This is a genomic window from Subtercola frigoramans, assembly GCF_016907385.1.
GTDB lineage: Bacteria > Actinomycetota > Actinomycetes > Actinomycetales > Microbacteriaceae > Subtercola > Subtercola frigoramans.
Genome location: NZ_JAFBBU010000001.1, coordinates 1 through 12,068 on the forward strand (window position 1 = coordinate 1; position 12,068 = coordinate 12,068).

A 12,068-nucleotide genomic window follows, 5' to 3' on the forward strand; every position below is an offset into this window, starting at 1 on the left:
TCCGACGCAACTTCTCTATCTTACCCATTACCTACTTGTTCGTGAAACCGAGCATCACTCCGCCAGTGATCTTCACTGTCAGGTTGTAGAGAACAGCAGCAATTGCGCCCAGGGCGGTGATGACAATCACGTCGAGAATGGCGACGATGATTGCGAAGCCCATGACCTGCCCCAGGGAGGCGAAGTCGTTCAGGTTGAAGTTGCCACTGCCAGCGATCTCGGTCAGCACACTGTTGATCGAGTTGAACACCCCCGTCTGGTTGAGGAGCGACCAGATGAGGAACGTCGCCACGACGGTGACGATACCCAGAATGATCGACCACAGAAAGGAGAGCTTCAGGATCGACCAGAAGTCGACGTAGACCAGCCGAAGCCGCACCTGCTTCGTCTGTGCGGGCCGTGATGACTTCTTGGCGAGCTTCTCGGCTACGTTACTCATCGATTACTCGATCCTCTTCTTCGGTCTCGCTCGGGGTTTCAGGGGAGTCAATCTCGACTGGGTTCACGGTATCAGCCGCGCCTGTCACGGTTTCGACGGTTGCCGACTCTTCAGTGACCACAGCGCGTTCCGTGTTCTTTGCCAACGCGATGATGCGGTCCTCATCGGCAAAACGAGCGAATACGACGCCCATGGTGTCACGCCCCTTGGCGGGCACTTCGGCCACGGCAGAGCGTACCACCTTGCCGCTGGCAAGAACCACCAAGACCTCGTCCTCCTCGTCGACGATGAGTGATCCGGCGAGGTCGCCACGGGCATCCTGTAGCTTGGCGACCTTGATTCCGAGACCACCGCGACCCTGCAACCTGTACTGGTCGACCGAGGTGCGCTTGGCGAAGCCGCCTTCAGTGACGACGAAGACGAATCCGTCTTCGGTGACGACCGACGCATCGAGCAGATAGTCCTCGTCGCGGAACTTCATGCCGATAACCCCGGCCGTCGACCTGCCCATTGGGCGAAGTGACTCATTCGACGCGGTGAAGCGGATCGACATGCCCTTCTTCGAAACGAGGAGCACGTCGGAGTCCTCCTCGACGAGCAACGCAGACACAAGCTCGTCACCTTCACGGAGGTTGATCGCGATGATCCCACCGGAGCGGTTGGTGTCGTATTCACTGAGGGCCGTTTTCTTCAGCAGGCCCTCCCTGGTCGCCAGAACCAGGTAGGTTGCGGCTTTGTAGTCCCGGATGTCGAGCACCTGGGCAATCTGCTCGTCCGGGCCCAGGGCGAGCAGATTGGCGACATGCTGGCCTTTCGCGTCGCGCCCTGCTTCCTGCAGTTCGTACGTCTTGGCCCGGTACACCCGGCCCATGTTCGTGAAGAAGAGCAACCAGTGGTGTGTGGTCGTGACGAAGAAGTGCTCCACCACGTCGTCTGCCCGCAGTTGGGCGCCCTTGACCCCCTTGCCACCACGATGCTGGCTCCGGTAGTTGTCGCTTCGGGTGCGCTTGATGTAGCCACCACGAGTGACAGTGACGACCATCTCCTCTTCGGGGATCAGGTCTTCCATGTTCATGTCACCGTCGAAGCCGAACATGATCTCCGTACGTCGATCATCACCGAACTTCGCCGCGATCTCGGTCAGTTCGCTGATGATGATCTCGCGCTGGCGCTCCGGGCTCGCAAGAATCACGTGGTACCCATCGATCTCGACCTGCAGCTCGGCAGCTTCGTCGGCGATCTTCTGTCGCTCGAGGGCAGCCAGGCGTCGCAACTGCATTGTGAGGATAGCGTCTGCCTGGATCTCGTCGATCTCGAGCAGGCTCATCAGGCCGAGGCGTGCGTCTTCGACGGTGGCCGAACGCCTGATGAGGGCGATGACGTCGTCAAGGGCATCCAAGGCCTTCAGGTACCCGCGCAGAATGTGCATGCGCTCTTCTGCTCGGCGAAGACGGAACTGGGTGCGACGAACGATGACATCGATCTGGTGAGCGACCCACTCCGTGATGAAGCCGTCGATCGGCAGTGTTCGGGGAATGCCGTCGACGATTGCCAGCATGTTCGCGCCGAAGTTCTCCTGCAGCGAGGTGTGCTTGTAGAGGTTGTTCAGAACGACTTTCGCAACCGCATCGCGCTTCAGCACGATGACCAGTCGCTGGCCCGTCCGCCCTGACGTCTCATCGCGGATGTCGGCGATACCGCCGATCTTGCCGTCTTTCACGAGGTCGGCGATCTTGATCGCGAGGTTGTCGGGGTTGACCTGGTACGGCAGCTCAGTGACGACCAGGCAGTTGCGGCCCTGCAACTCCTCGACACTGACCACGGCGCGCATGGTGATGGAGCCACGACCGGTGCGATACGCGTCGTGGATGCCCTTCGTACCGAGAATCTGGGCACCGGTGGGAAAGTCTGGACCCTTGATGCGTTCGATCAGGGCATCCTGAAGCTCCTCACGAGTGGCATCAGGATGCTCGAGGTACCAGATCGCTCCCGATGACACTTCGCGCAGGTTGTGTGGCGGGATGTTCGTGGCCATACCGACTGCGATGCCGACGGACCCGTTGACAAGGAGGTTCGGGAAACGGCTCGGAAGGACGACCGGCTCGAGGGTACGGCCGTCGTAGTTGTCCTGGAAGTCGACGGTCTCTTCCTGGATGTCCCTGACCATCTCGAGCGCCAGCGGGGCCATCTTGGTCTCGGTGTACCGTGGGGCCGCAGCTCCGTCGTTGCCCGCGGACCCGAAGTTGCCCTGGCCGAGGGCGAGCGGGTACCGGAGGCTCCACGGCTGGATCAGGCGCACGAGCGCGTCGTAGATCGACGAGTCACCGTGCGGGTGGAACTGGCCCATGACTTCGCCGACTACACGCGCTGACTTCGAGAAGGCCCGGTCGGGCCGGTAACCTCCGTCGTACATCGCGTAGATGACCCTGCGGTGCACAGGCTTCAGGCCGTCCCTGACGTCGGGAAGGGCCCGACCGACAATGACGCTCATCGCATAGTCGAGATACGAACGCTGCATCTCGAGCTGCAGGTCGACCTGCTCGATACGGTCGGTCATCATGCCTCGGGAGTCCGGGGCAATGGAGTCACCTGTTGGTGTTTCGTCAGTCATCGTTCTCTATCTGTCGGTGTTCAGGATGCTCGCTGGTTGAGTAGCCGCGCTCAGTGCGGCGTATCGAAACCCGCCACTAGATGTCGAGGAACCGAACGTCTTTCGCGTTCTTCTGAATGAAGTTGCGCCTGGACTCCACGTCCTCCCCCATGAGCGTCGAAAAGATCTCGTCTGCTGCTGCCGCATCGTCGAGGGTGATCTGGCGGAGGGTGCGTGTGTCGGGGTCCATCGTGGTGTCCCACAGTTCCCGGTAGTCCATCTCGCCGAGGCCCTTGTAACGCTGGATGGCATTCTCCTTCGGAATACGCTTCCCGGCGGCCGCACCGTGCTCGAGGAGCGCGTCGCGCTCGGCATCCGAATAGACGTACTCGTGTGGGGCGTTCGACCACTTGAGGCGATACAGTGGCGGCATCGCCAGGTAGACGTAGCCCAGTTCGATCAACGGGCGCATGTACCGGAAGACCAAGGTCAGCAAGAGCGTTGTGATGTGCTGCCCGTCGACGTCGGCGTCGGCCATGAGTACGATCTTGTGGTACCTGGCCTTGTCGGGGTTGAAGTCCTCACCGATGCCGGCGCCGAACGCCGTGATCATCGCCTGGACCTCGTTGTTACCGAGTGCGCGATCGAGCCGTGCCTTCTCGACGTTCAGGATCTTCCCGCGCAGAGGGAGAATGGCCTGGGTCTCCGGGTTGCGACCCTGGATGGCAGACCCCCCGGCCGAATCACCCTCGACAATGAAGATCTCGGATTTCGCGGGATCGCGGCTCGAGCAGTCCTTCAGCTTGCCAGGCATGCCGCCACCTTCGAGCAGACCTTTACGTCTCGTCTGCTCGCGAGCTTTGCGCGCGGCCATTCGTGCCTGCGAAGCCTGGATCGCCTTGCGGATGATCTCACGAGCCTCGGTCGGCTTGCGGTCGAACCAGTCAGCGAGTTCCTTGCCTGCGACCCGCTGTACGAAGGCCTTTGCTTCGGTGTTGCCGAGCTTGGTCTTCGTCTGGCCCTCGAACTGCGGCTCGGCGAGCTTCACGGAGATCACAGCGGTGAGCCCCTCACGAACGTCGTCGCCGGTGAGGTTCTCGTCTTTCTCCTTCAGGATGCTCTTCTCGCGAGCGTACTTGTTCACGAGTGTGGTGAGAGCTGCACGGAATCCCTCTTCGTGCGTGCCGCCCTCATGCGTGTTGATGGTGTTGGCATACGTGTGGACGCTCTCGGTGTACCCGTTGGTCCACTGCATGGCGACTTCGAGTGAGATCTTACGATCAGTGTCTTCGCTCTCGAACGAGATGACTTCGTCGTGCACGAGTTCGTTCTTCTTCGCCCGGTTCAGGTACTCGACGTAGTCGACCAGTCCCCGTTCATAGAGGTAGCTAACGACGACGTCTTCTTCACCACGCTCATCGGTGAGTGTTATTCGCAGACCCTTGTTGAGGAAGGCCATCTGCTGAAAACGCGCACGCAGCGTCTCGTAGTCGAATTCGACTGTCTCGAAGGTCTCGGTACTCGGCCAGAATGTCGTCGTCGTGCCCGTCTCTGTCGAGATCTCGTCTTGTGAGAGCGGTGCCTGGGGAATGCCGTGTTTGTAACTCTGACGCCAGACATGGCCCTGGCGACGGACCTCGACGTCGAGTTCGGCAGACAGGGCATTGACGACGGAGATGCCGACACCGTGCAGACCTCCTGACACGGAGTATCCACCTCCACCGAACTTGCCACCGGCATGCAGGATCGTCAGGACGACTTCAACCGTCGACTTGTTCTCCTGCTTGTTCAGATCGACCGGAATCCCCCGGCCATTGTCGACGACACGGATGCCGCCGTCTTTACGCATGGTGACCAGAATGGTGTCGCAGTAGCCGGCGAGAGCCTCATCGACCGAGTTGTCGACCACTTCGTAGACGAGGTGGTGCAGCCCCCGCGGACCGGTTGAGCCGATGTACATTCCCGGACGCTTGCGGACCGCCTCAAGACCTTCGAGAATCTGGATGGCGTCTGCGCCGTACTCGGTTTCGGAGTCCGACTGGTCAAGTGGGGATGTCATGGATATATGGGCTCCAAAGCAAGAAAGGGCGACCCTTCATTCTACCAAACTATGCTCACCGCACGAGCTTTGCTGCCGATCTGGGGCGTTTATTTTGGCAAGGTGACCAGTTTTGCCTTGTCAGCCGTAGGTATCGCGAGGGCCCCGCCCTGGAATTGATCTGGAACCTCTTTTCCATGATGGAGCGTCTGGTGCAAGAAAGCGCACTGACTCGATTCCGGCATCGGGATACTCGATAGCGATGCGTGTAAGGATCATTGTTCGCATATGTCTCAGTTGAGTTGCCCACGCGGTCGAATCACACTGCACGGAAAGAACAGAGTCCGTGATATCTGCCGGATGACTGTGTTCAGCAGTTTCGGCACCGGCAATCTCCTTCCACGCGAGCATCAGGTCTGACTTCGCTAGCGACCCGCTCCACCCCAGTTCACTCGTCAGCCCGTCGAGTACCGAGCTGATCCCCCGAGGGTCCCTCCCTGTGCCATAGGGAACCGATTCGCCGCTTGGAATTCGCCGAAGCTTCGTCTTCGATCGTCCGATCAGGCGCGCGTCACCGAAAGTGGTCTTGAATCTCGCATAGACCGACGCGGATTCGCCCAGCTGTGGTTCGTGCTCAGGCGGATCCTCCGGCAGCCTTCCGTTCTGAGCCGCAGAATCCGGCGAATCGCGGTCAGTCACGCGTGCCCCCGCCGCGCTCACCCGGGCGTACGCCGTCATCGGCATCCTGATCGACGATTGCACCTGCGTCGATGTGAACAGTGTGCGCAGCGAGCTCGGCAGGCACATCCTCCAACACTGCCGCTGTGATGAGGACCTGTTCGAACCCGCCGACAGCCGCCGCGAGGCGGCCGCGTCGTGACTGGTCGAGCTCAGCGAACACGTCATCGAGAATCACCACGGGATCGCCTGTTTGTGAATCGGAGCGCAGCAGCTCTGCCGATGCAACTTTCAGGCCCAGGGCGAAGGACCAGGATTCACCATGACTCGCGTACCCCTTCGCCGGCAGGGAATTCAGCTCGAAGACCACATCGTCCCGATGCGGGCCCACAAGCGTGATTCCCCGGTCTATCTCCTGCTTGCGTGCCGAAGCAAGGGAGGCCCGAAAGGCCTCTTCGACTCCCGCGCGAGTGTCGGGAATTCCAGCGCCGGCCCCTCGAACAAGCTCACCAGGTTCAGCAGCGTGTGTGTCGTGCAGCTCGTCGTCTGTGTTCGTGCCGGGCATGATGCTCAGCCGGTTCGTCAGGCGCGGAGCGTGATCCGCTCCGGCCACGGCCCGGTAGGCGGCATCAACACGTGGCCGGAGCTCAGACACCAGGGCTGCCCGCTCGGTGATGATCTCCGAACCCAGAACAACCAGCCGATCATCCCAGATGTCGAGGGTTGACAGCCCCGACCCGCGTACTCCCGCAGTTCTGGCCGACTTCAGCAGAGTGTTGCGCTGACGCAGCACGCGGTCGTAGTCTGCCGTGACTCCGGCAAGCCTGGGCGTTCTCGCCACCAGCAGTTGGTCGAGGAACCGGCGCCGCACAGACGGGTCTCCCCTCACGAGCGCCAGATCTTCCGGTGCGAACAATACGCTCGAGAAATACCTCGGTATCTCGCGCACCTTGACCACGCTGCGATTGACCTGCGCGCGATTGGGCTCACTTCTGTTCAGCTGCAGTTCAACAAGGAGCTCACGCTCCTCGTGCTGCAGGCGGGCACGGATGATCGCGGCCTGGGCTGAGCTCTTGATGAGTGCCTGGTCATTCGACACCCGGTGCGAGCCGAGCGTGCTCAGATACCCCAGTGCCTCAACCAGGTTCGTCTTTCCTTGCCCATTGCGACCGACGAACAGGTTCGGGCCGCGGAACAGTGGAACCTCTGCGCGGGAATAGTTCCGGTAGTCGGTGAGGCTCAGGTGACGGACTAACACTCTGGTTCGCTCAGCAAGCGGTGGTCAGTCGGCCTTCTTCACGGCGTGACCACCGAACTGGTTGCGAAGCGCCGCGACGGCCTTCATTGCAGGCGAGTCTTCCTGCCGCGAGACGAAACGAGCGAAGATCGACGCACTGATCGTGGGGACAGGAACGGCATTCGCGATCGCTTCTTCAATGGTCCACCGGCCTTCGCCAGAGTCCTCCACGTAACCTTCGATGTCGACGAATTCGGGGTCTTCTTCAAGGGCAAGCACCAGAAGCTCGAGGAGCCATGAGCGCACGACTGTACCCCGCTGCCAGGCCTTGAAGGTGCCGGTGACATCTTTGATGATGTCTTTTTTGGTGTCGAGGAGTTCATAACCTTCTGCATAGGCCTGCATGAGGGCGTACTCGATGCCGTTGTGCACCATCTTTGCGTAGTGCCCGGCACCCACTTCGCCCACATGGACGAAGCCCTCTGCACGGGGGCCCTCTGGCCGGAGAGCATCGAACATCGGCATGGCACGTTCGACGTCTGCCTTGTCCCCGCCGACCATGAGCCCATAGCCGTTCTTCAGCCCCCAGACGCCGCCCGAGACGCCGGCATCGACGAAGTTGATGCCGGAATGCGACAGCTGCTCGGCGTGCTTGAAGTCCTCGGTGAACCGGGAGTTCCCGCCGTCGATGACCAGGTCACCCGAGTCGAGTACGCCAGCGAGATCGGAGATGACGGAATCGGTGATGACACCGGCAGGGACCATGACCCACACGATTCTCGGAGTCGGTAGAGCAGCAGCCAACGCTGCCAGGTCTGCGACATCGCTCACAGCAGGGTTGCTGTCGTAGCCGACAACCTCGATCTGGGCTTCGCGCAGTCTTTCGCGCATGTTGTTGCCCATTTTTCCGAGCCCGATGAGTCCGAGGTGCATGTCTTCTCCCTAGCGAAGTAAGAGGTTGGGTTGAAGCAGGTACTTGTAGTCGTCTGACCCTGGCTGGTCTTTTGACGACTGGCTTGTGATCAGCACGGGCCCTGGCTTGTTGGGGTTGTCGGTCTTGGTGAAGGAGATACGCACGTACTCCGAGTGCACCGCTCCGAGCCCGTCGAGGAGGAATTGCGGTTTGAGCGAGACGACGGTGTCAGAACCGGTGAGGAGCGCGTCGATTGTCTCCGACGCCTGGGCCTGCTCTGAGCCGACGGCTTCGAGCGTGACGCCATCGATTGTGAAGGTGAATCGAAGCGCCGCCTCGCGCTCGAGCACCAGCGAGACACGTCTTGTTGCCTCGATCAGGTCTGCAGTGTTCATCACCGCGTAGTTCTCGACAGTGTCAGGGAAGAGTCGTCTGACAGGCGGGAAGTTGCCCTTGATCAGCAGGGAAGTGACTGTCTTGCGATCTGCCTTGAAAGCGATCAGCTCTCGGTCATCGGTATTTGTGATCGCAACGGAGATGGTCCCGCTGTTGCCGAAGGTCTTGCCGATCTCCTGGAGCGTCTTTGCGGGCACGAGTGCAGATGCTGTTTCGATGTTCGATGTGCCGGCATCCCAGTCGATGTTGCGCACTGCGACGCGATACCTGTCTGTGGCCACGAGCGAGAGGCTGCGTTCGGAAATCTCCAGCTGTACCCCTGTGATCACCGGGGTCACGTCGTCTCGCGAAGCCGCTACCGCGACCTGTGCAATCGCCGCGGAGAAATCGTCTGCCCTTAGGAGCCCTGATTCCTCTCCGACGATAGGCAGGCTCGGATATTCCTCCACAGGCATACTCAACAAGGTGAACTTCGCAGACCCGGCGCTGACGATGATGTGGGTGTCTTCGGTGTAGAAGCGCACCGGGGCATTGGGGAGCCTGTTCGCGATGTCGGAGAGCAGCCGGCCCGACACCAGAACACGTCCAGGTTCTTCCACATCTGCAGTGATGTGGGTCTGGGATGACACCTCGTAGTCGAACGAGGAGAGGGTGAGGCCCTCGGCGTCGGCTTCGATGAGCACCCCGCTGAGAATCGGCAAGGTTGTTCGTTGAGGCAGAAGTTTGACCGCGAAAGATACGGCTTCGCTAAATACGTCCCTGTTTGCTTGAAACTTCACGCGCGCACCTTCAGTTTTTACGTATTGGTCGGTCCATGCTATCCGGTGGGCGGGGGCTCTGCGTGACCGGTTTCGAGGGAGTCGCCCCGGTGAAAAAGTTATTGGCGATCATCATTAAACAATTCTTTGGTTAATCTTCTTAACCGACGTGGATATGTGGATAACGGCCGAGGTTCCCTGTGTCTTCATCGGAACTACACTCGTGTGACTTGTTGAAACGGTGGGCAAACTTCTTGTAATTACCATGCCCGTGCGCTGCTGCACTCGCGGGAGTTCGCACAGCCATCCACAGATCATCAACACATTGGCAGCAGTTATACACAGGGTTGTGCACAACGTGTGGAATCAGCCCAATCGATGTGTTCAAACGCCCTTGTAGCGCTGATTGTGCTTGATTCTTGTGCTGATCTCGGTTACCTGGTTGTAGATCGAGCGTTTCTCCGTCATGAGCTTGCCGATCTTGTTGTTGGCGTACATGACGGTGGTGTGGTCCCGGCCGCCGAACAGTTGACCGATCTTGGGCAGGGAAAGGCTCGTCAGCTCCCGGCAGAGGTACATGGCGATCTGACGCGCCGTCGCGATCGCCTGCGACCGGGATGAGCCATACAAGTCATCGACGGACAGCTTGAAGTACTCTGCGGTGTGCCCGATGATGTCCACGGGAGCGATGACGTTGTCATCGTCGAGGGTTATCAGGTCCTTCAGTACTGTCTGCACGAGGGCGAGGTCGACGGGGTTGCGGGTCAGGCTTGCGTACGCCGTCACGCGGATGAGAGTGCCTTCGAGCTCGCGGACGTTCGACGAGACTTTCGACGCCATGTATTCGAGTATCTCATCGGGAACCTGGAGTTTTTCGCTCTGCGCCTTCTTTCGGAGAATCGCGATCCTGGTTTCGAGGTCTGGTGTCTGTACATCGGTGATGAGACCCCATTCGAACCGGGTCCGCATGCGGTCTTCGAAGCCGGTGAGGTGTTTCGGCGGCAGGTCACTCGTGATCACAACCTGCTTGTTGTGGTCATGCAGGGTGTTGAAGGTGTGGAAGAAGGCTTCCTGCGTCTCTGCTTTGCCCTGGAGGAACTGGATGTCGTCGATGAGAAGGAGATCGATGTCTCGGTACCGCGAGTGGAAGGCTGCCCCGCGGTTGTTCGCTATCGAATTGATGAAATCGTTGGTGAATTCCTCTGAACTCACATATCGGACTCGAACCCCGGGGTACAGGCTCATGGCGTAGTGGCCGATCGCGTGCAGCAGGTGAGTCTTGCCGAGTCCTGAGTCCCCGTAGATGAAGAGCGGGTTGTAGGCCTTGGCTGGTGCCTCCGCCACGGCCACGGCAGCTGCGTGGGCGAAACGGTTCGACCCCCCGATGACGAAGTTGTCGAAGCTGTATTTCGGATTCAGTCTCGTGTCGTTGTTCCGCAGCGGGCCGACTGTCTCCTGAATCGGTGTCGTTTCGATGTAGTTGCTCGTGGTGGCGGGCACCTCGACGACCGCAGGTTGTGGAAGGTAGTCGTCACCACTGATGTCCGGGTTGACGACGACCGCGAAACTGGTCACCCCGAAGGACTCGTCGAGTTTTCCGAGGGCCGACAGTAGTGGGACGCGTATGCGCTGCTCGAGCATTCCGCGTGTCAGGTCGTTCGGAACCTCGAGGTAGAACGAGCCGGCCATTATCCCTTTGGGAACGACAAGCCCCAAGAATCCATGCAGCTGGGGTGTGATCCGCTCATCGGTCGACAGTGCCTGGAGAACGGTGCGCCAATTGGCCTCCGGTGAACCGGAATCGTCAGCCATGGATCTCCTGTCAGAAGGATAGGTGTAGCCCCAGCAGCTGCGAGGGAGACGTACGAAGAATTGTGCGACTGCATCCCCACACCACTGTCACAAACCTAAGGATCTAAGCTAGTGACTGGCACGAACTAGATCAAGTTCATTCTGCCTCTTCTAGGCGTGTCACTTTCGACCACTGACAATGAACTGTGGATAATTGGGCGTTTGGCCGCTTTCAGTTTGACCAATTGCCAGTCAGGCCGTAGTTTTAATCAGTTGACCTGTGTGCGAGCGCACACCTTACTAAGCTTCCCGGCGCGTCATCGGCTGGGCCACGGAGACCAAGAATCATGAGCAAAAGAACCTTTCAGCCCAACAACCGTCGTCGAGCGAAGGTTCACGGGTTCCGTCTGCGTATGCGTACCCGTGCCGGCCGGTCAATCCTTTCGGCTCGTCGTCGCAAGGGCCGCACAGAGCTCTCCGCGTAATTCGTCCCACTGAGTTCACCTCAAGGTGCTGGCCAGATCCGCCCGAATAACGACTGCAGATGACTATCGTGCTGCGGTTCGCCGAGGTGCCAGGTTTGCGGCTCCGAGTACGGTGACCTACCTCCGGAAAGGCTCGCAGTCGACTCCGCGATTCGGTTTCATCGTGGCGAAATCAGTCGGGGTCGCGGTCGTACGTAATCGCGTTCGACGTCGACTCAAGGCAATCTGTTATGGCTTCGCCCCGACAGTGGTACCTGGTTCGGAGATTGTGATCAGGGCGCTTCCGGGAGCGGCGAACTGCACCTTCGAGGAGCTGAAGCGAGAGGTCTCGCGTTCGCTGACACGGGCTGAGGTGCTGTCGTGAACACTGCTCTGGTCAGCAGTTTTGATGTGCAGCCGCGGAAGCGTTCGCAGGTTCTCTCTCGGCTTACAGGCGTGGCGGTTTGGGTCTTTCTGCTCCCCCGAAACGCGGCGGTGCTCATTCTGAGGGCATACAGGGCAGTCATTTCGCCGCTGTACGGAGACGTGTGCCGCTACTACCCTTCCTGTTCGTCGTACACGATGCAAGCGATCCAGCGCCGCGGTCTCCTTGTCGGTATCGGTCTCGGGGGGTACCGCATCATCCGCTGTCATCCGTGGGCCGCCGGTGGGATCGATGACGTTCCCGCACCCCGAGTTTCACATTTCCGCATCACCAGATTCGGCTTCGTCGTAGCTAACGGCCAACGAAAGGGCTAGCCCGA

11 protein-coding genes are annotated in these 12,068 nt (G+C 59.8%); 3 read left to right on the plus strand and 8 right to left on the minus strand.

The features are described 5' to 3' along the window. Positions 1-31 precede the first annotated feature (31 nt). The 8 genes from JOE66_RS00005 to dnaA form a co-directional block, all read right to left on the minus strand. Positions 32-439 carry a DUF3566 domain-containing protein gene (locus JOE66_RS00005; RefSeq protein WP_205106132.1) on the minus strand — a complete coding sequence of 136 codons (408 nt, stop codon included), beginning with the start codon at positions 437-439 and terminating at the stop codon, positions 32-34. Then, entirely contained in the window at positions 432-2,999 is a 2,568-nt protein-coding gene (gene gyrA / locus JOE66_RS00010; protein ID WP_239518351.1) for a DNA gyrase subunit A, read from the minus strand. The genes JOE66_RS00005 and gyrA overlap by 8 nt, the downstream gene beginning before the upstream one ends. A gap of 127 nt (positions 3,000-3,126) precedes the next feature. Continuing rightward, positions 3,127-5,088 carry a DNA topoisomerase (ATP-hydrolyzing) subunit B gene (gyrB, locus tag JOE66_RS00015; RefSeq protein ID WP_205106134.1) on the minus strand — a complete coding sequence of 654 codons (1,962 nt, stop codon included), beginning with the start codon at positions 5,086-5,088 and terminating at the stop codon, positions 3,127-3,129. A gap of 120 nt (positions 5,089-5,208) precedes the next feature. Then, a complete protein-coding gene (locus JOE66_RS00020; protein WP_307826968.1) occupies positions 5,209-5,874 on the minus strand; it encodes a DciA family protein in 666 nt (221 codons plus the stop codon). Next, positions 5,759-7,003 (minus strand): DNA replication/repair protein RecF, encoded by a 1,245-nt coding sequence (gene recF / locus JOE66_RS00025; RefSeq protein ID WP_205106136.1) that lies wholly within the window; start codon positions 7,001-7,003, stop codon positions 5,759-5,761. Before recF ends, JOE66_RS00020 begins: the two co-directional genes overlap by 116 nt. A 24-nt stretch (positions 7,004-7,027) precedes the next feature. Beyond that, a complete protein-coding gene (gene gnd, locus JOE66_RS00030; RefSeq protein WP_205106137.1) occupies positions 7,028-7,915 on the minus strand; it encodes a phosphogluconate dehydrogenase (NAD(+)-dependent, decarboxylating) in 888 nt (295 codons plus the stop codon). A 9-nt stretch (positions 7,916-7,924) separates the two neighbouring features. Further along, on the minus strand, positions 7,925-9,070 hold the full coding sequence (gene dnaN, locus JOE66_RS00035) for a DNA polymerase III subunit beta (RefSeq protein ID WP_205106138.1): 1,146 nt from the start codon (positions 9,068-9,070) through the stop codon (positions 7,925-7,927). A 363-nt stretch (positions 9,071-9,433) separates the two neighbouring features. After that, positions 9,434-10,861: a chromosomal replication initiator protein DnaA gene (gene dnaA / locus JOE66_RS00040; protein ID WP_205106139.1), complete on the minus strand. Its 1,428-nt coding sequence runs from the start codon at positions 10,859-10,861 to the stop codon at positions 9,434-9,436. Positions 10,862-11,187: 326 nt separating this feature from the next. Here dnaA and rpmH point away from each other — a divergent pair, with 326 nt between their 5' ends. From rpmH to yidD, 3 genes are all read left to right on the plus strand, one after another. After that, positions 11,188-11,325 (plus strand): 50S ribosomal protein L34, encoded by a 138-nt coding sequence (gene rpmH / locus JOE66_RS00045; RefSeq protein WP_055810406.1) that lies wholly within the window; start codon positions 11,188-11,190, stop codon positions 11,323-11,325. A gap of 25 nt (positions 11,326-11,350) precedes the next feature. Beyond that, complete coding sequence (gene rnpA / locus JOE66_RS00050; protein WP_205106140.1) at positions 11,351-11,689, plus strand: ribonuclease P protein component; 339 nt, start codon at positions 11,351-11,353, stop codon at positions 11,687-11,689. A gap of 110 nt (positions 11,690-11,799) precedes the next feature. Then, on the plus strand, positions 11,800-12,063 hold the full coding sequence (gene yidD, locus JOE66_RS00055) for a membrane protein insertion efficiency factor YidD (protein WP_307827267.1): 264 nt from the start codon (positions 11,800-11,802) through the stop codon (positions 12,061-12,063). The last annotated feature ends 5 nt before the right edge of the window (positions 12,064-12,068 follow it).